A 25115-nucleotide genomic window follows, 5' to 3' on the forward strand; every position below is an offset into this window, starting at 1 on the left:
AGGCTTGGGGTTTAGATATTTACTTACAACTTCGTTTTACTCTTCTACATCGTTCGTATTGGTACGGATATTTTTACAGCTCCCGTCCAGCTTATACTGTGCGTTTCCGAGCTTTATAACCTCTCCTCCCAGCGAAACCGCCAGCATCTCCATTACATTTTCTATGGGTGTTTCCGCATCAAAATCCGCATGTACGTGACAATCGCTCGAACTGGTATTGTAGGTAATTTCGACCGGGTAATTTCGTTCGAGTGTTTTGATCACATCCGAAAGGAGCAGATTCCTGAACTGTAATTTTCCGTTTTGCCAGGCAATCTGAGCCTCCGCATCGATATCCGCTTCTTTGTAAATATTTCCGTTCAGATACTTCACCTGCTGGTTCCGTACGATCTGAATGGCTGATTCTGACGTATTAACCTGAACTTTCCCTGTCAATACCGTCACCGCAACGGCCGGATCGGCATCATATGCCTGGATATTAAAGCTGGTCCCGAGTACTTTCGTCTTTACCTGTCCGGATTCAACGGTAAACGGCCTCTGAACATCCCGGAAAACTTCGAAATAAGCTTCACCTTCCAGCCTTACTTCCCGGCTGGTTTTCTCAAACGAAGCAGGATAGGTCAGTTTGCTTTTGGCATTCAGCCACACGACCGAGCCGTCTTCCAGTGTAACCTTTTTCCTCTCACCTATGCCGGTAACCTCCGTTTGCATTTTCACCGACGAGCCGAATGCTGTGGTTTTGGAAATGGAGTTGTCCATTGAGCGGATAAAAAAGTAAACCGTTATCCCGCAACTTACCGCCAGCAAGATCCAGACCGCGGCAATACGCGACCAAAGTGGCAACAAATAGCCAAGTTTCGGAGCGGAATCTACCTCTTCCCCGAAATTGACTTTGTCTAAAATCCTACTGTACACTTCCTGAACAGCACCGGGCGTCGATTCATGGTTCAATTCAGGTGATTCAAAATGCATGGCGATCAGGTTTCGCAACGTATCGTTATTCTCCGACACATTGAAATGCGCGATCAATTCGCGTATCTGATCGGGTGTGCATTCGTCAGCCAGGTAACGTTCGAATAGTACTTTAATATGTTCGTTGTTTTCCAAAGCGGTTCACATCAGTTAAGATTCTGGGTGTAATACGTCCGGGGAAATATTATCCTCTGCTCTAATGTGAAAAAAAAATTAAATTTCTTTTAAATGGAAAGAAGCCGCACTTAATTTTGTTTGGATTAACGCGGTTTCAGAGTGGGCGGGATTTTAAAGGTCCGTCAAAAGCCAGATAAGGAGCGACACTGCCACGTCGCCATGCGCTTGCAGGTATTTTTTGATCGCACGGTTTGCCTTCACAATGTGGTCACTGATCGTAGAATGCGATATTTCCAGGAGCGACGCGATCTCTTCGTAGCTTTTTCCTTCTATTTTGGACAGTTTAAATACCTGCTTGCGGGCAGGTGGCAATTGTTCGATGGCCTTTTTAATGCATTCCAGTCTCTCTTCGAACACCTCGCTTTCTTCGGCACGGTAATACATCGCGGCAGAGGATACCAGGCTGTCTACCAGAACTTTATCCCTGGCTACTTTCCGGAAATGATCGTACATCAGATTTTGGGCAATTGTAAACAGGTATGCCTTGAATGGCTTTTCCGGATCGATCTGCGTACGTTTTTCCCAAACCTTCAAAAATAGCTCTTGCAGAATTTCCCGGGACGTTTCTTCACATTTGGTCAGGCGCAAAATTTTCGAGTATACCTGCCCACTATACGAAAAATACAGATTCGTAAAGGCATTCTTGTCTCCAGTAATTAATTCCGCTAAAAGCTCTTTTTCTAGCATAGAAACGCTATTTAACTCAATAAACCCCACTTATGATCGGTTAATAGTAAAGATAGCATATAATATGTTATGTGAGACTCAAAGTGTTTATCCAATTTTGCACGGATGAATGAAGATAAAACACGATCCTTTTTACGGCTGCGGGACATGTCCTATGAACAATTGAATATTTTATTGAATAATTCAGGCAAAACCCTTTATTTGCAATTTGAATGAGAATAGTATGAAGCCGGTTTTAATGAGACATGTCGCTACGCCGCCAGATGATTCTTTTAAATCATGGGAGAACGCTGGCCCGTACCTTCACAATCCGTGGCACTATCATCCGGAGTGCGAGATCACCTACGTCAACAAGGGAAGTGGCGTGTTATTCATTGGCGATCAGGTTCTTAACTATAAGCAAGATACGCTGATCATGATCGGACCGAACCTTCCTCATGAATGGCGGAGCGATAGCAAGGAAAACCCGGATTTTCATTCGCAGACATTTGCGGTGCATTTTAACAAAAATTTCCCCGGAGCAGAATTCTACAAGATCCCGGAAGCTGCGGCGGTAAATCACCTGCTCGAACAGTCCGTCAGAGGTATTCAGATCAACGATGCAAAAACAAAAAGCATTGTTAAAGACAAGTTAATGCAGCTGTTGAACACAAAGGGGCTGGAACGGATCAGCTTATTGTTTTCGATATTTAACAACATCGTCTCCTGCGAGGAGATTGAACTATTGTCAAGCCTGATATTTGTCAACTCCATTGATGAAGGACAAAATCACAGGATGAACAAGATTTACAAGTATGTCATGGACCATTTCAGGGACCAGATCTCCGTAGAAGAGATTGCCTGTGAAGTACATATGACCACAACTTCTTTCTGCCGGTTTTTTAAACAGAGAACAAACAAGTCTTTCATTCAATATGTAAACGACATCCGGATCGGTTACGCCTGCAAGCTCCTGCTGCAGGAAGACTACAACATTTCGCAGATCGCCTATGAAAGTGGTTTTGAAAATCTCTCCAATTTCAACAAGCAGTTTAAAAAGATAAAGAATCTGACTCCCCGTCAATTTATTTTAAACTTCGAAGGAAAAAAGTAGCGGCCCGCCCGATGTCATTTCCTATCCAGTTACGGAACGCACAGCATTTCGGACCGGTGACTTTCTGTTTCCCAGCGAGCGGCAAATTAGCACAAGTAATAGGCAATTTGTTACTAGCATGAACCCGTCCAAACAAAGAGCTTTATGAACTGTTTCAGTTTCTGTAGTTAAAAATCAATTTCACGGGCTAAAAATTTTTTATGATACAACATAAACCGGAGGTACTGATCACCGGAAAGTTTCCCCACGCGGTGATCAAATCCCTGGGGGAAGTGGCGGAGGTACACCAGTGGGACGGGCATCCCCACGACCTCATGCCGAGAGCGGAAGTAATGAAATTGGTAGGCCGAATGTCGGCCATCATCAATCAGGCCGAACTCAAAGTGGATGAGGAATTGCTTTCAGCAGGCGCAGCATTAAAAATTGTCGCCAACGTTTCCATTGGCGTAGATAACCTGGACCTGGATCAGATGACCAGGCGGGGCGTTTGGGCAAGCAATACACCGGGGCATTTCGACTATCCCGTGGCTGAGTATGCGATCGGCGGCATTATCATCATTATCAGGAGGTTACTGGAAGCCGACCGGTTTGTGAGAAGTGGCGAATGGAACTCTTTCCAGCCGGGCAGGTGGGACGGCGACGGACTGAGAAACAAGACACTGGGCCTCATCGGCATGGGGAATATTGGTAAATCGCTCGCGCGGCTCGGCTCTTGCCTGGGCATGAACGTCATTTATTACAACCAGTCGAAAAGCACACCTGAATATGAATGGACACCGCTTTCGGAGCTGTTATCCCGTGCTGATGTGGTGTCGGTGCATGTACCCCATTCTACCGAAACCCACGAGATGATCGGCGCAGCCGAATTCGCGGCAATGAAACCGGGGGCCATTTTCGTGAACACATCCAGAGGCAAAGTAGTGAGCGAACCGGACCTCGTGCGTTTCCTCACCACGGGGCACCTGGGTGGCGCGGTGCTGGATGTATTTTTTAACGAGCCGCAGGTTCCGGAACCATTGATTTCCATGCCTAATGTACTGCTGTCGCCGCACGTGGCGGGAGGCACGCGCGCGGGAAGGATCGCCTGCTATCAAATGGCGGTAGCCAATGTAATGGCAGTGCTCGCAGGGAACAAACCCGTCAATGCGCTCAACCAGATCTGATAGTTCAGAGTCCGGTCGCTCCGATCACAATGACGGGCGCCCTGTGTCGATATTATCATAAAGCCCATTGCAATTCTCCTAAAAAGACAAAAAAACATCAGCAATAGACAAATTTTTATTCAGAACGGATGACTTTAATAGTCATTTTTGAACTACAATAATTTCTCTATTTCCACCCCCGATCACGAAAATTCCAACTCAAAATTTACTTGCAAGAATTAACTAACCCAAGACTGTAATGAAAATCAATTTACAACATCTGAAAGCACTGTCCAGGATTTTATTCCTGTTTGGGGCCGCTTGTTTTTGGAGCGGCACTGTGTACGGACAATCAACCGTTTCCGGAAAGGTAACGGACGAGAAAGGCGAGGCACTTCCGGGTGTCAGTATCGTTTTGCAGAACACTTTTTCAGGCACAACAACCGATGTGAGCGGAAAATATACCCTCGGAAATGTCCCGGCGAATGCCACTCTCGTTTTTTCATTTACCGGAATGACCTCCCAGCAGGTAGCCGTAAACAACCAGTCGGTCCTCGACGTGACATTAAAGGCTGACTCAAAGGCGCTGGACGAGGTGGTCGTAATTGGTTATGGTACTCTTGAAAAAAAGGACCTGAGCAGCGCCATTTCCAAAGTGGACGGCGAAATGCTTCGCAGCCAGCCGCTTGCCTCGCCCGCCGCGTTGCTTGTCGGGAAAAGCACGGGTGTTCAGGTTACCTCAAATAGCGGCGCGCCGGGCTCGGCAGTGACTGTGCGTATACGGGGAGCGTCATCGCTTTCGAGCGGTGGAAACGACCCGTTATATGTGGTGGACGGTGTACCGACAGGCAACATTCTTGGCGTCAATCCGAATGACATTGAAAGCATTGAAGTCCTGAAAGATGCATCGTCGTCGGCCATTTATGGTTCACGCGCAGCCAATGGCGTAATCTTGATCACAACCAGACGTGGAAAAAAAGGCCGCACCGAAATGTCATTTGACGCTTATTACGGATTGCAGCGTGTCTATAAAAAAATGCCGATGATGAACGCCCAGGAGCAATGGGAGTATGTTCAGAAAGGTGTGAAAAATTACAATCGCCTGAACCCCGCCACACCTGTCACCGTCCGCGCGACCGCCGTGGCTGACCATGAGGCCGGTTATGACATTGATTGGCAGGACGAAATATTCAGGACCGCACCGGTACAAAGCTATGATTTCAGTGCGAGCGGTGGCACCGAGCGAACGCGCTTTTCTACCAACATCGGTTACTATAATCAGGAAGGTGTCGTCATTTCCAACGGTTATCAGCGGATCGCAGGAAAGTTCTCAATGGATTTCGATCTGACAAAATACCTCACATTCGGAGGGTCTTTCAGAGGTAATTATTCTATTACCGACAAGATCCCCGAGGGGGACAGCGAAGCATCCATCATGGCCAACATGCAGCGAAAAATGGCTTACGAGCCGGTATATGAACCCGATGGATCTTATGCGAACCGTGAAAGACCGAATGTGGTGGCAGCTGCACTGGAATACAGGGGCAAAGACTATCAGACCGCGGGTATAGGGTCCGCGTATGTCAAATTAAAGATCCTGAAAAACCTGGAATTCAATAGCACCTGGGCGGCGGATTTTTTCAACACCACCGGTGACAGTTTCTTCCCATCCACCATCCTTGGCGGAGCTACCCGCCCATCCAGCGCATTCGCGAACAAAGGGGTTACCTGGCTCAGTGAAAATGTACTTTCCTACGCATTACGCACCAGCAAGATCAATTTCAACGGTATCCTGGGGTACAGTATGCAGGAATCGCAGGCCTTCAATTTTAACGCAAAAGCGAGTGGCGGACCGAGTGATATCATCGAAACCATGAATGCGTCGGTATTGCGGGAGACGGCTTACAGCTACAAAAGCGGATGGGGACTTACTTCCATATTCAGCCGTTTGAACATGACTTACGGGGGCAAATACATTGCCAGTGTAAGCATGCGCCGGGATGGCTCCTCGCGGTTCGGAAGTAACAACCGGTACGCCTACTTTCCGGCTGCATCCGTGGCCTGGCGTGTGAATGAGGAAGGCTTTTTGCAGAATGTAAAGCAGATCTCCGAACTTAAGCTCAGGGCCAGCATCGGACGAACCGGCAATCAGAATATCGGGAATTACGTAGCGCAGGGCACTTATACGACCGGCGCCAACTACAATGGTCAGTCCGGAGTGAGGATCGGCGGGATTCCGTCTGCGGACCTGAGCTGGGAATCCACCGACCAAACCGACGCAGGATTAGATCTGGGGTTATTTGACAACCGGGTGAATTTCAGTGCCGATTTATACAAAAAGGTAACCAACGGACTTCTGTTCAGTATGCCATTGCCGCAATACACGGGATTCAGTTCTTACTGGACCAATTTGGGAGAAATTCAAAATACGGGTCTTGAACTGGCATTGAATGGCGACATTATCAGAAAAGGAGATCTGAACTGGTCGGCCGGCGCGAACATTTCATTCAATAAAAATAAGGTAAATCAATTGCCAAACGGGGCGCCTATCCTGGTAACTACGGCAACGGATGTTTACTATACGGTGAATGCGACATTTATGACCCAGGAGCAGCTACCTATCGGGCAATTCTATGGTTTACGCTGGACGGGGGAAGTTTACCCGACCGACGAAAGTGCAAAGGCGCATGTGGCCAGCATCATGGGACAAGCGCCGGTGGGCGGTTCTTTGAAGTATGAGGATTTTAATGGGGATGGAAAAATAGATGCGAACGACAGGCAGCTCATCGGCTCGCCGCACCCTAAATTCTTCGGCGGGTTCAATACGCAGGCATCCTGGAAAAATTTCGACCTCAGTCTTCAGTTCAGTTTTGTGTATGGAAACACGATGTTCAACCAAATGCGCTTTTTGGCGAGCCGGGGTTTTGCCTACGATGGAGCGCGGAAAGAACGTGTGGATGCGTGGAGTGAGCCCGGCCAGATCACCACGGAGCATAAAGTTTCCACTTCTACCGATGCACGCGATAACCAGTTTTCGTCCAAGTATCTCGAAGACGCCAGCTATCTCAGATTGAACAACCTGAATATCGGCTACAGCTTTCCTGAAAAGCTCACTAAACCGCTCAACATCCAGCGTCTGCGTGTCTATTTCAGTGCTCAGAACCTGTTTACCATTACGAAATACCTGGGATACGATCCCGAAGTAAACGCGAAAGCCGGGGACATCCGGACACAAGGAGTTGATATCGGGATGATTCCGCAGGTATCTACTTACATGCTGGGCGTAAACTTGAAATTTTAAATCCACCTGATCATGAAAGCATTTAAATTAACTCCGATATTAGTTTTATTCCTGCTCGCGACATCCTGTGAAAGGATTTTAGACCAGAAGCCGCTGAGCGACATTACACAGGCCAACTTCTGGAACACTCCCAAGGATGCGGAAGCGGGATTGATTGCGGTGTATAACCTTCACATGAATACGGCGTATACCGCATTTCAACTCGGCGAAATCCGTTCCGATAACCTGGAGATGCCTACTAAGTGGGGCTACGAAATGGTGAACCCACAAAGTGCCGACCTTAACAACAACATCCTTTCGCCGGTCGACGGCATTGCGAGCTGGGTTTCGTTCTTCAATGTGGTTTCCCGGGCCAACGAAGTGCTTTTCTTTACTGAAAAAATCAATTTCGCCGACCAGGTGGACAAAAACAGGGTACTGGGTGAAGCATATTTCTTGAGGGCCCACTCCTACTTCACCATGGCGAAGAACTGGGGCGCTGTGCCGCTGATCACCTTGCCGTTTGCCTCGCAGGGAGAAGATATGTATGTGGAGCGGACGCCGGTAAATCTCATTTATGATCAGATCATAAAGGATCTGGAGCAGGCGGAAACCCTTTTGCCAGTAACCAGGACAGATCAGCGCGTGCGGGCAACCAAAGGCGCGGCCCAGGCGCTTTTTTGTGATGTGTTACTGACGCGAGGCTATTCCACCTTTGCGAAGACGGATGATTTTGCCAAAGCCATTGAAAAAGCAAATCTCGTTATTGCCAACACCAACTATAAGCTCGTGAGCGGAGCTGCCTACGCAAGCATTTTCCGGGACGGTAACAGCAGCGAGTCTATCTTTGAGCTTGCATTTAATTTTAACAATTTGGCAACCCACGCATTGAGTAACTTCTTTCTTCCCCGCGCCTACAACAAATTCAGGCCGTATGGAGGGGAAACTCTGATGCTTCCTTCACATAGCCTTGTAAATGCGTTTGAAGCGGGTGACCTGCGTGCACCGACCACTTTCACCGTGTTACGGGCAGAGGATGAACAGTATTACGATGCCAATGTGAAAGGAATGACCTACGGAAACAAATACCTCGGCACCGTGACGAACGTCGGCGTTCAGCGTTACAGCGATGATAACTACATTATTTACAGACTTCCCGACGTAATGCTGATGAAGGCTGAGGCGCTGGTACAGACTGGCAATCTCCCCGATGCAGTGGCCATCGTAACGCAGATCCGCGCACGAGCCGGGCTGGCTGCCAAAGCCGCAGCCACAAAAGACGCAGCCCTGGCTCTCGTTCTGGACGAAAGGAAAAAAGAACTGGCCTTTGAAGGAAAAAGATGGTATGACTTGATGAGGACAAACAAAGTAAGCACTTTCAGGACAGAGACGAGCTTCATCCAGAACCGGTTTTTACTCCCCGTGCCGCAAGCCGAAGTAGACAGGAATGCGAAGTTACTACCCCAGAATCCGACATATTGAGAATGCCGGTGACTGCTGGTTTTGACGGTTGACAATCCCAGTCAAAAATCTCTTCCCCCACTCACAAGATCTATGAAAACAAAACATATCACCGCGGCACTAATGCTGCTTTTAATGCAAGATCTCGCAGTCACGCAGACCTGGGCTCAAAGTGACCCGCGCAACATTGCCACCGGGCCGGTTATTCCCGATGAAAGTTATAGTGACCAGCCCTACATTGTGAAAACCAATGACGGTGCCTGGTTATGCGTCATGACAACAGGTGCAGGCCACGAGGGAGCTACCGGCCAGCACATTATAACCTGGCGGAGTTTTGATCAGGGTAAAACGTGGATCGATAAGCAGGATGTGGAGCCCATCGACGGCCCCGAGGCATCTTATGCTGTTCTACTGAAAGCGCCTTCCGGACGTGTTTTCGTATTTTATGACCACAACACCGACAATCTGCGGTATGTGAAAGGCGATAACCCACCCTACAAAGACGGGCAGGTAAAGCGGGTGGATAGCCAGGGATATTTCGTCTTTAAGTACTCGGACGATCATGGTAAAACCTGGTCAGCGGGGAGATATACCATTCCGGTTCGTGAATTTGAGATTGACCGCAATAATCCTTATCAGGGGAAAATCCGGTTTTTCTGGAATGTAGGAAAAGCATTTGCCCACAAGAATGCCGCCTATGTACCCATTCACAAGGTCGGCGGGTTTGGGGAAGGTTTTTTCACCTCGTCGGAAGGCGCATTGCTGAGAAGTGACAACCTATTTACCGTGAAGGATCCTGCAAAAGCGACATGGGCCACGTTGCCGGATGGAGATATCGGTCTGCGCACCCCAGCAGGTGGCGGGCCGATAGCCGAAGAACAGAGCTTTACTGTTTTGAGCGATGGCTCTTTATACTGTGTTTACCGAACCATCGATGGCTACCCGGTTTATACCTACAGCCGGAATGGCGGGCGTACCTGGGATGCACCGCAGTACCTGCGCTATGCGGACGGACGTCTCGTGAAGCATCCGCGCGCTGCCAATTTCGTCTGGCGCTGCGAAAACGGCAAATACCTGTATTGGTTTCATAATCATGGCGGGAAGTTCATTTCGGAGCACCCGCAGCGCAGATCTATGGCCTACAATGACCGTAACCCGGTGTGGGTGCTGGGAGGTATTGAAAAAGATTCCGACAAAGGAAAGATCATCCAGTGGACCCAGCCTGAAATCCTGCTTTATGACGACGATCCGATGATCCGCATGAGCTACCCCGACCTCGTGGAAGACAAAGGAAATTACTACATCACCGAAACGCAAAAGGACATTGCCAGGGTGCATCCCATCGACAAGCAGTTTCTGGACGTGTTATGGGGACAGTTTGGGAATAAAAAACTGACAGAAGACGGATTAGTAACAACATGGTCTGATAAAACCGGAAAGTTCCCACAAAAAGTCCCTGCGCCTTCATTAGCTGATTTTTCCGTACGCAATAATACAGCCGGTGATTTCAGGTCAAAAAACACAGAAAAGGGATTCACGATCGATCTGGAGTTTTCGCTCAATGACCTCTCGGCCGGGCAAATCCTGCTGGATGCCAGGCACGCGGGCGAAAAAGGCTGGCTCGTAAGAACCGCAGATAAAAAGACCATTGAAATCGTTCTGAATGATGGACGGACGCAATCGGTATGGTCGTGCGACGAGGCGATGTTGAAAGAAAAGCAGTCGCATCGTGTGACTATTATCGTAGATGGCGGCCCGAGAGTGATCGCATTTGTGGTGGACGGAAAGCTGAATGACGGCGGAGACACACGTCAGTTCGGCTGGAGCCGGTTCAATCCCTATCTGCAGTCGGTTTCCGGAGCAAAAGATGTTGAAATAGGTTCCAGGATCCGGGGTGTGATAAAAACGGTGAGAGTTTATAACCGCGCATTGAAAACCTCGGAGGCGATTGGCAATTACCATGCAGGTAAATAAAACAATCCATTGCACCGGTGGCTGGCTGCAAATGCCCCGGCTACCGGTGAATGGGTTGCATTAAGGAAGGTTTCCGATTAAGGTCTCTTTATTATCCGTTTCCGTTAACTCCGCCAGTCGCTGATCCTTCTTCCTGAACCAGTTCGCCAGCGCCGATCCCGTCACATTCTGCAATGGGCCGAAGATGGTAGAAGCCAGTCCCACCGTCGACACCTTTCCCATTTGCAGCGCCAGCCCGGTAGCTACACCGCCGTTTTGCATACCCACCTCAAAAGCGATGGTGCGACGGTCCTTTTCCGGCAGGCCAAAAAGCATTGCAAGAAAATAGCCAAGGCTCAGGCCAGCGAGATTGTGGATCAGACAGGTAACAATCAGCAATCCCCCAACCGCCAGCAAGTTGTCGCGCCCGGAAGCGGTGATGACTACCGTATTAATCACAATTCCCAGCATGGCCGCGAACGACAAGCTGCTCTCAATCATCTGACGGGTGATATTCTGCGAACGTTTTAACAAAATAGCCGCGATCATAGGCAGGAAGTAAAACCAGAGAAAGGAATAAAACGTGGAGATCAGGAATGTAATAAGATCTGCATTCGTGATATAAGCCAGCACAACATTGGTAACGATCATGACCAGCGCAAAGCACAAGAGCTGAATGCCTATCATCTTTCTGGTCGTGTTTCCGTAATAGAACATATTGAAAATAAACCCCGCTACAACCGGTATGATGATCATCTTGGTGATATCGATCATCATATGGGCGACGTCAATTTCAACATACTGGCCACCCAGCCATTGCATTAAAAATGGCGTTACAAAAGGCGATAGAATGGTAGACACCGAGCCAATGGTAATGGCAAGTGCGAGATTGGCCCCCGCCAGGTACGACATCACGTTGGATGCCATCGCACTGGAAACACACCCGATGAGAATAACCCCACCGGCGATTTCAGGAGGGAATGGGAAAAGATGCGATAAGCCGAAAGCCACCAGGGGCATCACGATAAAATGACAAAATACGCCTATCACCACACCTTTGGGCATCATGATTACACCCTTGAAATCGTTGAAACTCATGTGGGCACCCATCCCGAACATCGTCAATTGTACAAATGGAACGATCACCTGCTTCAACTGAAAATCCCCGATGGTTTGAAATGCGTGGGGATAAAACATCGCCGCCGACACAGCTACCAGAATCCATACCGTGTAGGCAAAACCTCTGGTACCGGAAAAGCCGGCAAATGAAAACGCCAGCATAACCAGCGCACCAACCAGCAGCAAGCCCGTGAGGGATGTGTTATCGAGATAGTACGAAATGCCGGACGCCGCAAAAGCCGTAATCGAAAGAAAGAGCGTCACTCGTGCATATTGGCTTAAAAAATTCATAGCAAGGGTTTAGGAATTTGTAGGTTGTGTAGCAACTGCCTCCGGATACTCGTGACAGAGGTAATACTTGCGCGCTTCGTCCTCGTCGATCTCCGGGAACCGCACACCATAATCCACCAGAAAAAAGTTATCGTTCCGGTCGTCGCAAACGCTGGATATTTCGCTGCTTAGCGTATACTTGTCATCATGCATGGCATATCCCGTACCTTCTTCTCCCCAAAACTGGTGGATCGTGTGCGGGACGATATTGAGGCTCATCCCGGGTTTCAGACGCACGATATCTCCTGGCGAAAGTCTTTTGGTACACCCATCTACCTGAACGGTAAACGTTTCGGCCGAAGGATTTCCATCGATATCAGCTTTGGTCAGCTGGACGAGGATATTACCCCCGGCACGGCAGATGATATCTTCCCGCTTCTTTTTATGAAAATGCGCGGGAGCTCGCTGATTCTGCGGGTCAATGAGCAACTTCTCCGCATATTCTTTGGGATATTGTTTTGTACCAAACCTTCCGTTACGCAATGTGAACAATACCCGGCCAACTTTTCTGAAGTCGTTACTGCCGAAATCAGTGACATCCCATCCCAGCATACAGTTCCGTACCTCGTGGTATTCTTCACCTGCTTTGTCCCAGTCTTCTATTGTCCAGTAAGCGAAGTCTGGAAGGTGAAATTTGAAATGGTCGGCCACGTCCAGGGCGATGGAAACACTTTGATTGATAACGGCTCGCGAAAGTTTCATTAATGTAGATTTACAAAGAAAAGTCAGGCATTTCACCTGCTGAAATGCGCTAAACAAAATTTCATCTATTCGGTTTCTTAATCTAGTATTATCTTGACTGGAGCTAATGCTAAATTTCCCGCATACCAGAGTCCATGCGAATTCCGCTACCGATGAAGTTACCGCTACGATTTCTGGAAAGATGAAAAATGCTTTGAAGGCTCGCCCATACCGCTTTTTATCTGGTCGAGCGGTTTTTTGCCTTACAGTTGACTACTTTGCAGGCATGATTGCCAATGCCTCGCCACAAATCACTGAACCCATGAAAATCCTGTTCTTTTCTGCAAAACCCTATGACAAGCTATTTTTCGACCAGTATAATAAGGATTATGGTTTTGAGATCGAATATCTGGAAACGCATTTGGGGCCGCACATTGTCAATGCAGTTGAGGATGAGGAAGCAGTTTGTGTGTTTGTCAATGATAAGGTCAATGCAGAAGTAATTTCCGTTCTGGCAAGTAAAGGCGTCAAAATCATTGCGCTCCGGTGCGCCGGCTTTAACAATGTGGATCTCGAAGCGGCGAAATCGCATGGTCTGAAAGTTTGCCGGGTGCCGGAGTATTCTCCGCAGGCAGTAGCCGAACATACCGTCGCCATGCTGCTGACCCTGAACCGTAAGACGCATAAAGCCTACAACCGCGTACGGGAGCAGAATTTTTCTTTAAATGGGTTGCTGGGTTTTAACCTGTTTCGTAAAACAGTGGGCGTGATCGGCACCGGCAAAATCGGAAGTGCATTCTGTCGCATTATGAAAGGATTCGGCTGCGAAGTTGTGGCCTATGACTTGTATCCAAATCTAGAACTTGAACGGTCCGGCGTCAGGTATGCTGCATTGGACGAGGTGTTGGCAACCAGTGACATAATCTCGCTGCACTGTCCGCTCAATGAGGATACCCACTATCTGATCAACGAAAAAACGCTGGCCGGCATGAAAAAGGGCGTGACCCTGATCAATACCAGCCGCGGTGGTCTGGTCAACACAGCCGACGTCATCCGTGCATTGAAAACCGGACATGTAGCCTATTTAGGAATCGACGTTTACGAGCAGGAAGAAAAATTATTTTTCAAAGACCTTTCCGGCAGCATCATCGAAGACGATATGATCCAGCGTCTCATGAGCTTCCCCAATGTGCTTGTTACCGCACACCAGGCTTTTTTCACGGAAGAAGCACTTTCTGAGATTGCACAGGTTACCCTCAACAGCATTGACCGGCTCCACAAAGGCCAGGAGCCGGAAAACCTCGGAAAAGCGTGAAAAGAGCCCATCTGCCGGTTTTTTGGCAAGTAGCAATCCGGGTTATGGATCTTATGAAAGCGCCACCGAAGCTTTTCATAATTTAGTACCCGTATTTACCAATGAATGTCGAAGCCGGATAACCTTTCCTTAGATGACCAGGTTTTGTGGAATGCCTTCCGGGGCGGTGACGAGAATGCCTTTGGAGAAATTGCAAGAAAGTATTACAAAGGCCTTTTTTCGTACGGCACCCGCTTTTCGGGCGACCGGGAGTTTGTTAAAGATTGCATTCAGGATCTGTTTTTTGAAATGTGGACGCGCCGGGAAACGCTTGGCGACACTGATTTTGTAAAATTTTATTTGCTAAAATCACTTCGCAGAAAAATATACCGGGAAAGCAACCGGAAAAACTGGATCTCGGAAGAAACAGACCTGGAATATATCACTGAAAACATAGGAGATGCGTCCATTGAGCAGCATATCATCGAGATCGAGTCGAGCGAAGAAAAAACGCAGCTTATCAATCAGCTTCTCCAGTCGCTTCCGAAACGCCAGCAGGAAGTGATTTATCTCAAATTTTATGAAGACCTGGATAATGACTCGATTGCCCAGGTCATGTCTATTTCAAAACAAGCAGTTGCCAATCTTATCTACCGCTCCATCCGCGAACTGAAAGACCGTATTTAGTCGCCGGAAAAATTATTTACAAAAAAGATCGCAGATTTTGGTTATAATCTTTTGCGGCCTGCCTATGTATGTTTGAAAGCCACGCATATGAACAGGTACAAGGAATATCATGTCGAAGATTTTGTGTTGGACGCAGCGTTCCAGAAATGGGTCCGTTACCAGGAACCGGAACAGTCGCAAATCTGGCATGATTACATCCTGAAAAATCCAGGGCAGTCGGCCGATATTGAAACCGCCGGAATGCTGCTGACAGGCGTTTACTCGCAATACCATGCCGATATCAGCGAATCGGAAATTGAAACCGAAATCACTGGCCTCATCAGCAGGATCAGAGCAGACAAAGCGGCGAAATCCGCAGAAATCGTCAAGGAACGTCAACCAGCGCACAAAAGCAGACCGTTGATTTGGTGGCTCAGTGCAGCCGCTGCGGTACTGCTGCTCTCCGGGCTGATGTATATTTATTTTCCAGGCAGCAAAGAAGAATCAGCCATACCATCTCAGACCGGGAAATCTGATCTGATCGAAAAACGGAATGACAGTGAAGCAGACCAGACTTTTCACCTTGAAGACGGGAGCATGGTGGTACTGAAACCGAAATCCAGTCTCAGGATCCCGGCGCATTTTGACAACAAAAAGCGGGAGGTCCACCTGTCCGGCGAGGGATATTTTAAAATTTCAAAAGATGTAGACCGACCGTTTCTGGTGTATGCAAATAATTTGGTAACCCGCGTACTGGGTACCAGTTTTATTATAAAAGCATTCAAAGATGCCAAAGAAACCTCCGTGGAGGTGAAAGAAGGGAAAGTATCCGTTTTCAAAAAAGAAGATTTCGTACTGATAGGCTCAGGACCAACCAATACTTCCAAAGGAATTGTCCTCACCCCAAACCAGAAAATATTGTTCGAACCCGAGGCCGGCATCCTGACCAAATCGCTGGTAGATGTGCCGCAAATGGTGCCATCCGTGAAAACGTCGAGTTTTGTTTATCGGAATACACCTGTAAAAGACGTGCTCACGGACATCGAAAATGCCTATCAGGTCGATATCATCTTTGATGCTGAAATGCTGGCGGAATGTACATTCACCGCGACATTGTCGAACCAGGATCTACTGGAAAAGCTGTCGATCATTTGCGAGGCGATTGAAGCGAAATACGAAGTACTGGACGGCCAGGTGATCATATACGGCAAAAATTGTGTGAATTAAGAAAAAATAAGACTATCCTAAACCCTTGATAAAAATGAACAACCCGCTCACTTACTCATCTTCCTGACGGGAAGATGCTAGCCTTCTGAACCACCCTTTCGGCTGAAACTTTTTAACGTTTACGCATAACCGTCCTAAAAGGCCGGAAGAGTTCGTATTGCAATTTTTACACCAATAAAACACTTGAGTAATGCAAAGATTTTACCGCATGCGGCGATGGTCACGGTTAATGAGGCTGTCCCTGTTCCAGATCATCCTCATCGCCAGCGTCATAGGCAATGTGTATGCCATTGAGGGAAAGGCTCAGACCTTTTTGAACCAAAAAATCAGTCTGAATATCCGCAATAAGCAAATTGAGGATATCCTGGGCGAGATCGAAGGGAAAGTCAAGGCGAAATTTGTATTCAGTCCCAAGCTGATCCGGTCGCACCGGAAGGTGAGTATCTCCGCGAACAATCAGCCATTGAGCAAGGTACTGGACGAAATACTGGTCCCGCTGGAATTGAAGTACAAGGTATCCGACGACCTCATCATCATCAGCCGGGAGGAAAAAACACCGAAGAATGGCCGGAGCGGCCAGCCTAATGCCGACCCTAATACGACACAGACCAACGCGGGTGACCAAACCCCGGCTGACATCACCGTCCGGGGGAAAGTGAGTGACGAACGCGGGGAAGGTTTGCCGGGCGTAAACATTATTCTCAAAGGAACGACCAAAGGAACCACCACCGATGTTTCAGGAAAATTTGAGATCACGGTGCCGGCGCAAGGCGACATACTGATCTTTTCTTTTGTGGGTTTCAAAACCTTTGAAACGGCGGTTACAGGCCAGACGGAAATGAATATCAGGCTGGACTCCGATCAAAGCCAGTTAGAGGAAGTGATTGTGGTGGGTTATGGTACAAAAACCAAGGAAACCGTTACCGGGGCCATTTCCCAGGTAAGCGGTGCCGCATTGACCAGCCGGCCGGTTACCAAAGCAGGCCAGGCATTGCAAGGTTTGATCCCCAACCTGAATGTGGTTAACCCGGACGGAAACCCGAATGCGAACCCGACTTTTAACATCAGAGGAAATACATCCCTGAGCGGCGCGAGTGCATTGGTTTTGGTAGATGGTATTCAAATGGACATGAACCTGCTGAACCCGGCAGATATTGAAAGCATTACCGTTCTGAAAGACGCCGCTTCGGCTGCCATTTACGGGGCCAGGGGTGCTTTCGGTGTGATATTGGTTACTACCAAAAAAGGTACCAAAGACAGAAAGCCGCAGATCAGCTACTCGGGAAGCATACAATTTAATAAGCCCACATACCTGCCTGATATGCTGAATACGGCCGATTATATGGAATCGCAGAATGTGGCGCAAATGAACCTCAATGGCACCCAGAAATATACCAATGACCAAGTAAAATGGGTAAACGATTACATAGCCGATCCGGTAAACAACCCTAGCTACCATGTCCTTCCAAATGGAAAGATCTTCTGGAATGCAAACCCGAATGTGCTCAAAAACATGCTGCAGCCATGGGCGCCCGGGCAGAACCACACCGTGAATGTGAATGGAGGCAACAGCAAGACTTCCTATTACATTTCCGGAGGCTATCTCAAACAGGAAGGTTTGTTTAAATCAAATACCGACGTTTTCAAAAGATATAACTTCACTACCAATGTGAGTACGGATCTGACGGATTGGTTTAAAGTCGGCGCGAAAGTCAACTACATTTCCACCAATTACGACGAGCCTCATAAATACCCTAACAAAGGAAGTGACTGGTGGGAGCAAATGACGCGAGGAGAACCCCAGATCCTTTTTCCGGACAAAACCCCGGCAGGATCGCCGGTGGGAGAAGGCATCGCGACAGAGAGTTTTGTTAACTTTTTGGAAAGTGGCTCACGCAAGATCAGCGGCCTGGCCACCGGGATTTACAGCATAGACGCACAAGCGAAGATCATCGACGGGCTGAAAGTGAGTGGCAACTTGTCGTACACGTCCACACGCCAGACTTTGAAAGAAAACCAGGTAGCATTCCCGTACATTCGCGATACCTGGATCCCGCAGATATCAGGTACTTCGCCGTCTTTTGTGCAGCGGAATTTTGGTACCTCCGATTATTTTGCTGCCAACCTTTATGCGGATTACAGCAAAGTGTTTGCCCAAAAGCATGCCGTTTCCGCATTGGTAGGCTACAATCAGGAATGGTACGATCTGACCAGCACGACTGTAAAAAGACAGGATCTGATCAGCGGCGAAGTCCCGGTTCTGAACCTCACCACCGGGACCGTCAGCACTTCGGACGAGCAGACGGCGTGGGCCATCCGGGGCGTTTTCGCGCGGATCAATTACGATTATATGGGAAAATACCTGATCGAATTTAACAGCCGCTACGACGGTACTTCGCGGTTTCCATCGGGGCGGCGTTTCGGATATTTCCCATCGGTGTCTGCCGGATGGCGGATCTCTCAGGAAAAATTCATGCAGCCGATCTCGCGCATCCTGCCGGAACTGAAACTCCGGGCTTCTTACGGGACCCTGGGAAACCAGCTTACGGCTACCAATTTCCCGTACATCTCCCTTTTCGGGATCGTGCCACAGGTATCTTATCTGTTGGGGGGTGCATTGCCTCTGGGAATTTCTGCGCCGGGACTGGTAAGTCCTGACCTGACGTGGGAGAAAGTATCCACCCTCGATTTCGGTGCAGATGCCAATGTTTTCGGGAAACTGAACCTCGGTTTCGACTGGTACAAAAGAACGACTTCGGGAATGCTGGTACAAGGCGACAGGTTGCCCGCCGTGCTCGGGACAGATGTTCCGCAACGCAATGCAGCCGAACTGAGTACGACCGGTTTTGAGTTCAGCATCAAATGGGCCGATCAGGCGGGTGAGAAGCTGCGATACGATGTAGGTGTGGTACTTTCCAACTACAAGGCAGTTATTACCAAATTTGACAATAACCCCAATAAGCTGATCACCAATTATTACAACGGTCAGAACATCGGCGAGATCTGGGGTTTTGAAACGGCTGGTATTTTTAACAGCAGCGCCGAGGCCTCGGGCGCGGCCAATCAGGATCAGCTGGGCAACTCCGGTAAATGGGGTGCCGGAGATGTGCAGTACCGCGATCTCGACGGGGATAACAAGATCACCCGGGGCGCCAACACGGTCGATAATCCCGGCGACCAGAAAGTGATCGGCAATATGACGCCCAAATACCAGTTCGGTGTAACAGGTAATGTAAGCTGGAATAATTTCGACTTCAATGTGCTGTTACAGGGAATCGCGAAACGCGATTTTGTACCGAGAGGCAGTTACTTCTGGGGAGCGATCAACAACGGCGCGGCAGTAGGTACGAATGAAGTGTATAACGATGCCTGGACAGCCGAAAACCCAAGTGCCTACTACCCGATCTACAAGGCTGGCTCTACTTTCAATATCCTGCCTCAAACCCGCTATCTGCAGAGTTCGGCCTACATCAGGCTCAAAAATATCTCTCTGGGTTATACAATCCCGGCCAAGGTGTTGGAAAAAGTTAAGCTCACACAGGTTCGGTTCTATGTGACAGGCCAGAATGTATGGGAACACACAGGGCTGAAAGGAAATTTCGATCCGGAAGTAACCGGCGTGACCGACACGAAGGACTCATCGAAAGACTCCGGCGAGACCGGGATGTTCTATCCGCTGCAGAGAGTTGTGTCATTTGGTGTTCAGCTTACCCTTTAATTTAACCGCCATGCATAAGATTAAAACAACCATAACCATCCTCGTACTGTCCCTCCTGACCTGGGCCTGTTCAGACGATTTTTTAGACAAAGTCCCGACCGACTCTTTGAATGAAAGTAATTTCTGGCATAATGAAAATGAATTGAAACAATATGCCAACAACCTGTACGGCAGTTTCATCGGGCATTCAACAGGTACCGATCAGAGTGCGCTTGTTTCGGGGGATAATCAGAGTGACAACATGGTTCCTCTGGATTTCAACCTCGTTGCTGCCGGAAGGAACATTGTCCCTACTTCGGGCGGAGGCTGGGACTGGAAATTGATCCGTACCTGCAATTATTTTCTGGCCAGATATAACCAGACGCCGATCAGCCAGGAAGTGAAAGACAAGTATGCCGGTGAGATACGCTTTTTCAAAGTCCGCGACTATTATGAAAAAGTAAAAAGCTTCGGCGATGTGCCCTGGCTTTCTAAAGATCTTTCTACCAATTCTCCCGAACTGTATGCGCCGCGTGACAGCAGGACCCTCGTCATGGATTCGCTGCTGGCAACCATCAATACAGCGATAGCCAATCTGCCTGCAAAAGCCGCAGCCGAGCCCGGCCGCATTAACAAGGATGTGGCATTACTCTTCAAAGCCAGAATGTGTTTGTTTGAAGGTACCTTCCGAAAATACCATGGATTGAGCGGAGGCGAGAAATTTTTGCAGGAAGCTGCGGCGGCGTCAAGCCAGCTGATCACCGGGGGAATTTATCAGATACACAATACCGGCAAACCCACCTCAGATTACGCGGCATTGTTCAATTCGCTGGACCTGAGCAGCAATAAGGAAATGATTTTGTACAAAGCCTATGAAACCGGTTTGCTTGGCACCGCCACTTCCTGGAACGTTCAGCTCAACAACTTCAACACCAGCGCTTCCAAAGCATTGGTGGAATCCTATCTCTGTCTCGACGGCAAGCCGATTTCACAAAGTCCGATGTATCTCGGCGACGACAGCATCCAGGCCGAAATGAAAAACCGCGACCCGCGCCTGACGCAGACCATCGTGCAGCCAGGAACAGGTATCCAGGCGGGTTTTGGTCTTCCGGCCATTCCGGGATCGGGGTTTAGCGGCATCGGCCTGGTGCCTACCGGCTATCAGATCACGAAATACTGGGTAGCCGACCAAACCGAATTCGTCCGTATCCAGAACGGTATCCTTGACGCGCCCATTTACCGTTACGGCGAGGCGCTACTGATCAATGCCGAGGCAAATGCAGAGCTGGGTACCGCCACACAAGATGTCATCAACAAGACTATCAATGTGCTGCGCAAACGAGCTGGAATGCCGGATATGGTTATTTCCGCGCTGGTGAAGGACTCAAAATCAGAATTCCCTGAATTGCCTGTACTGCTGGACGAGGTCCGAAGAGAAAGGCGGGTGGAGCTCGCCATCGAAGCACTCCGCTTCGAAGACTTGCTCCGCTGGAAAGCCGGTAAACTGCTTAATAAACCTGTTTTGGGTATGAAATTCGTCCAAAAGCAATACCCCAAAGCAGTAATTGGCAGCAGTATTTTTGTGAATGATAAAGGTTTTATACTTCCTTATCAGAAATCGCTGCCCAGTGGCCGCACATTCGACGAAGCCAAAAACTATTACCTGCCATTGCCGCTGGACGAAATTGGTCTGAACAATAATCTCACCCAAAACCCCGGCTGGCAATAAACTTTTTATTTATGAAGCTCAAACCCGTTTTTCAGCTCATTTGTTTCGCAGGTATCTCGCTGGTCATCAGCGGGACTGCCGCCTACAAATCGCCCCCGCCTGCGAAAAGCAAACCCAATATCATCCTCATTTTCACGGACGATCAAAGATTCAATACGGTCCGTGCATTGGGCAACGACCAGGTCATCACACCCAATCTGGATGGCCTGGTGCGCGCCGGTACCACCTTCACCCACGCCTATAACATGGGTGCGTGGCACGGGGCTGTGTGCGTGGCAAGCCGGGCAATGCTGCTGACCGGCATGTCGGTCTGGAATGTGAAAGAGCAGGAAAAAGAGTATGCATCGCTGGTAAACAGCAAGGGTTTCTGGCCGCAGCAGCTCAAACTGGCCGGGTATGAAACGTACATGACCGGAAAATGGCACGTCGCCACCGATGCAGCCAAGCTTTTTGACCACGCCAGTCACATTCGTCCGGGGATGCCCAACCAGACGCCACAAGGCTATAATCGTCCGCTATCCCGCACAGATACCACCTGGCAACCCTGGAAAGAGGAATATGAAGGTTTTTGGAAAGGTGGCAAGCACTGGAGCGAAGTGGTGGCCGACGACGCGCTCGGTTACCTCGACGAGGCTTCCAAAAAAGAAATGCCATTCTTTATGTACCTGGCGTTCAATGCGCCGCACGATCCGCGACAGGCGCCGAAACGCTGGGTTGATAAATACCCGGTGGATGACATCAAGCTTCCCGTCAGTTACCTGGACGACTATCCTTACAAAGTGGAAATGGGCTGCGGCCCCGACCTCCGCGATGAACAGCTGGCGCCATTTCCGAGAACACCTTATGCTGTAAAAAAGAACATCCAGGAATACTACGCCAGCATTTCTTATATGGACGAGCAGGTGGGCCGCATTCTGGAAGCATTGAAAAAAAGTGGAAAGCTTGAAAATACATATATTTTTTTCACCGCCGACCACGGCCTCTCCCTAGGGCATCACGGCCTGATCGGTAAGCAAAGTATGTTCGATCACAGCATTCGCCCGCCATTGGTGGTGAGCGGGCCGGGTATCCCCAAAGGCGAGAAACGCGACCAGGATGTTTACTTGCAGGATGTAATGGCGACGAGCTACGAACTCGCGGGTGTCAAAAAGCCTGCGCATGTGTTTTTTAACAGCTTCATGCCATTGATCAGAGACAAAAAAAAGCCAGGGGCTTATCCGGAGATATACGGTTGCTATATGGATCTGCAAAGGATGGTCCGGGCCGACGGACACAAAATGATCGTCTATCCCAAAGCCTCTAAAATCCTGCTTTTTGATCTAAAAAAAGACCCGGATGAAATGCACGATATCGCCGGCGAGGCTTCCAGTAAACCGGTTTTGAAATCCTTGAAATTGAAGTTGGTAAACCAGCAAAAAATGCTGCATGATGGGCTGGACCTGTCGGGTTTGTTGGGAGGGATTTGAATAGACCTCCTGACAAACGCATTGAAGCTACAGCCCTGATTTAGAAATTAGTGTTAATCCGTTTGATTTCTTTGTAAACATTCTAGAACTTTCCCCGTAAATAATGACACCAATTTAATAATCAAAAATGCCTTACCCATCTTCTTTGCACCAGGAAACCGCGCTGTTACAGGCCGTTTCTCAAGGAGATGAAAGGGCATTTACAGTACTTTACAACCATTATCACCAACGGTTGGGTGTACACATTTACGGGATCACCAAATCGGCCGAACTGGCCGAAGAAGTGGTTCACGATGTGTTTTTAAAGATCTGGCTCAACCGGGAGATGCTGGCGGACATTGAGAATTTTCCGGTGTATCTGTATGTGGTTTCAAAAAATGCTGCACTCAATTGTCTCAAAAAAACGGCACGGGAGCAAACGAAGACCACCGATCTCGACACCGCGCTGGATTACTTGCAGATTACTGAAACCGCCGAAGACGATTACCGTTATCTGCTGATCGATGAAGCGATAGACAGGTTGCCGCCCCAACAGCGGCAGGTGTATCTGCTCAGTCGGCATGAGCGGCTGACGTATGCGGAAGTTGCGCTGCAGATGGGACTTTCAAAAGAGACCGTCAAAAAGTACCTGCAGATCGCGACGGAATTTATCTCTACTTACATTCGCAAAAGACTCATTATCAGCATTCTGACTGCGATTCAAATTTATTTTTAAATTTTTCCAAACAAATAGCCCCTTTTCGGAAGGCACAATTGTCCTTTAGGCAGAAATCGCAAAAGCGCTGTTTATGATGGATAATCCGGAAAATCGATTAGAGGAACTGTTCAACCGCTACTATCAGGGGCTGGCAACGGCTTCGGAAACAGAGGAGCTGATGGCGTTCATCCGGTCTTCCAAAGACGATGCCGTCCTGGAAAAATTCCTGAAAAACGGCTGGTTAAGTCCGGATTCGGAACACAGCATATTCGCCGCCGGCACAAGCCGCACCATGCTGGATTCCATTTTGGATTCTTCGCGTCGCCCGGAAAAAGTGACCACCAAAGTGTTTCAGCTCGGTTGGCTACGTTATGCGTCGGCTGCCGCCATTATCCTTTTGGTCGGGATCGGAATCTGGTGGAAGTCCCGGTCTGATCCCTCAGAAATAGCGCATTCGGAACAATCCAAAACAGAGGATATCAAACCAGGCGGTACACGGGCCCTGCTGACACTTTCAGACGGATCCGCGATTGAACTGGATCGGGTAGGAAGTGGCTTTTTGGCCCGCCAGGGTGCCGCCGAGATCAGCAAATCAAAGGACGGCGTACTGGTGTACGATGCCAAATCCGGTACGGAGACCTCAAAAATCAATATCAACACCCTCGCAACTCCCAAAGGCGGACAGTACGAAATGGTGCTGCCCGACGGAAGCAAGGTTTGGCTGAATGCATCCTCGTCCATCCGCTTTCCTTCTGTTTTTCCGGCGTCTGAACGAAAAGTTGAAATTACGGGTGAAGCCTACTTCGAGGTAGCAAAAGATAAAAGCAAGCCATTTAAAGTCAAATTCAACCGGTCCGAAGTGCAGGTGTTGGGTACCAGCTTCAACATCATGGCGTATCCCGAGGAAGGACCTTCACGGACAACGCTCGTAGAAGGTTCCGTCTTTATCAAGAACGTGGATCAGAATAAACGCCTCGTCCCCGGCCAGCAGGCTGCGGTATTGTCAACCGGACAGATCAAGACGCAGTACATTGCCCTGGATGGAGCGCTGGCCTGGAAAAATGGCATGTTTTACTTCAAAGATGCAAGTATAGAAGAAGTAATGCGGCAGATTTCCCGGTGGTATGACGTGGAGATCGAGTACTCGGGCAAAATTCCTTTACGGCAGTTCACCGGGAAGATCTCACGCAATGTGAACTTGTCGGAAGTGTCCGGAATGCTGCGATATGCCGGCGTACACTGCCGCATTCAAGGTACTAAAATGATCATCGACCCCTAGTTCCGTATATACGATTACGTTCATATTTTCAAAACCCTAAACTGATCTATCACATGACACCAATCCGAAATTTACCCCCCTGATCTTCGTCTTCGCAAACAAAAAGGGAAAATGCGCTAACATTTTCCCCGGATGTCCAGGCGCACAACCAAACTTCTCTCAAAA

The 25115-nt window shown here is 48.8% G+C and carries 17 protein-coding genes; 13 read left to right on the forward strand and 4 right to left on the reverse strand.

Annotation, left to right across the window (positions count from 1 at the left end; all coding sequences use genetic code 11):
• Window positions 1-36: 36 nt before the first annotated feature.
• Together LZG72_RS11400 and LZG72_RS11405 are read right to left on the reverse strand one after the other, a co-directional pair.
• Window positions 37-1107, reverse strand: a complete 1071-nt coding sequence (locus LZG72_RS11400) for a FecR family protein (protein ID WP_233871752.1) — start codon at window positions 1105-1107, stop codon at window positions 37-39.
• Window positions 1108-1260: 153 nt separating this feature from the next.
• Window positions 1261-1836, reverse strand: coding sequence for an RNA polymerase sigma factor (locus LZG72_RS11405; protein WP_233871755.1), 576 nt, complete (start codon window positions 1834-1836; stop codon window positions 1261-1263).
• Window positions 1837-2059: 223 nt separating this feature from the next.
• On the opposite strand from LZG72_RS11405, the gene LZG72_RS11410 reads away from it, so the two are divergent.
• From LZG72_RS11410 to LZG72_RS11430, 5 genes are all read left to right on the forward strand, one after another.
• Window positions 2060-2929: an AraC family transcriptional regulator gene (locus LZG72_RS11410; protein WP_233871758.1), complete on the forward strand. Its 870-nt coding sequence runs from the start codon at window positions 2060-2062 to the stop codon at window positions 2927-2929.
• Between the two features lie 200 nt (window positions 2930-3129).
• Window positions 3130-4092: a 2-hydroxyacid dehydrogenase gene (locus tag LZG72_RS11415; protein ID WP_233871761.1), complete on the forward strand. Its 963-nt coding sequence runs from the start codon at window positions 3130-3132 to the stop codon at window positions 4090-4092.
• A 238-nt stretch (window positions 4093-4330) separates the two neighbouring features.
• Window positions 4331-7372 (forward strand): TonB-dependent receptor, encoded by a 3042-nt coding sequence (locus LZG72_RS11420; RefSeq protein ID WP_233871764.1) that lies wholly within the window; start codon window positions 4331-4333, stop codon window positions 7370-7372.
• A 12-nt stretch (window positions 7373-7384) separates the two neighbouring features.
• Window positions 7385-8833 carry a RagB/SusD family nutrient uptake outer membrane protein gene (locus tag LZG72_RS11425; RefSeq protein WP_233871767.1) on the forward strand — a complete coding sequence of 483 codons (1449 nt, stop codon included), beginning with the start codon at window positions 7385-7387 and terminating at the stop codon, window positions 8831-8833.
• A gap of 72 nt (window positions 8834-8905) precedes the next feature.
• Window positions 8906-10786, forward strand: a complete 1881-nt coding sequence (locus tag LZG72_RS11430) for an exo-alpha-sialidase (RefSeq protein WP_233871770.1) — start codon at window positions 8906-8908, stop codon at window positions 10784-10786.
• 60 nt (window positions 10787-10846) lie between these two features.
• Here LZG72_RS11430 and LZG72_RS11435 read toward each other — a convergent pair whose 3' ends face one another.
• The gene (locus tag LZG72_RS11435; RefSeq protein ID WP_233871773.1) at window positions 10847-12175 is read right to left on the reverse strand and encodes a bile acid:sodium symporter family protein; all 1329 of its coding nucleotides are present in this window, start codon (window positions 12173-12175) and stop codon (window positions 10847-10849) included.
• A gap of 9 nt (window positions 12176-12184) precedes the next feature.
• Window positions 12185-12916 carry a D-lyxose/D-mannose family sugar isomerase gene (locus LZG72_RS11440; protein ID WP_233871776.1) on the reverse strand — a complete coding sequence of 244 codons (732 nt, stop codon included), beginning with the start codon at window positions 12914-12916 and terminating at the stop codon, window positions 12185-12187.
• 301 nt (window positions 12917-13217) lie between these two features.
• On the opposite strand from LZG72_RS11440, the gene LZG72_RS11445 reads away from it, so the two are divergent.
• From LZG72_RS11445 to LZG72_RS11480, 8 genes are all read left to right on the forward strand, one after another.
• On the forward strand, window positions 13218-14210 hold the full coding sequence (locus tag LZG72_RS11445; RefSeq protein ID WP_233871778.1) for a 2-hydroxyacid dehydrogenase: 993 nt from the start codon (window positions 13218-13220) through the stop codon (window positions 14208-14210).
• A 105-nt stretch (window positions 14211-14315) separates the two neighbouring features.
• Complete coding sequence (locus tag LZG72_RS11450) at window positions 14316-14876, forward strand: RNA polymerase sigma factor (protein WP_233871781.1); 561 nt, start codon at window positions 14316-14318, stop codon at window positions 14874-14876.
• Window positions 14877-14963: 87 nt separating this feature from the next.
• On the forward strand, window positions 14964-16082 hold the full coding sequence (locus LZG72_RS11455; RefSeq protein WP_233871784.1) for a FecR family protein: 1119 nt from the start codon (window positions 14964-14966) through the stop codon (window positions 16080-16082).
• 190 nt (window positions 16083-16272) lie between these two features.
• A complete protein-coding gene (locus LZG72_RS11460) occupies window positions 16273-19800 on the forward strand; it encodes a TonB-dependent receptor (RefSeq protein WP_233871788.1) in 3528 nt (1175 codons plus the stop codon).
• 10 nt (window positions 19801-19810) lie between these two features.
• Window positions 19811-21508 (forward strand): RagB/SusD family nutrient uptake outer membrane protein, encoded by a 1698-nt coding sequence (locus LZG72_RS11465; RefSeq protein WP_233871791.1) that lies wholly within the window; start codon window positions 19811-19813, stop codon window positions 21506-21508.
• A gap of 11 nt (window positions 21509-21519) precedes the next feature.
• Window positions 21520-22974, forward strand: a complete 1455-nt coding sequence (locus LZG72_RS11470) for a sulfatase-like hydrolase/transferase (protein WP_233871794.1) — start codon at window positions 21520-21522, stop codon at window positions 22972-22974.
• A gap of 127 nt (window positions 22975-23101) precedes the next feature.
• Window positions 23102-23689, forward strand: a complete 588-nt coding sequence (locus tag LZG72_RS11475; RefSeq protein ID WP_233871797.1) for an RNA polymerase sigma factor — start codon at window positions 23102-23104, stop codon at window positions 23687-23689.
• 73 nt (window positions 23690-23762) lie between these two features.
• On the forward strand, window positions 23763-24950 hold the full coding sequence (locus tag LZG72_RS11480) for a FecR family protein (RefSeq protein WP_233871800.1): 1188 nt from the start codon (window positions 23763-23765) through the stop codon (window positions 24948-24950).
• Window positions 24951-25115: the final 165 nt, after the last annotated feature.

The organism is Dyadobacter sp. CY323 (assembly GCF_021390245.1).
In the GTDB taxonomy this organism is placed as follows: Bacteria; Bacteroidota; Bacteroidia; order Cytophagales; family Spirosomataceae; genus Dyadobacter.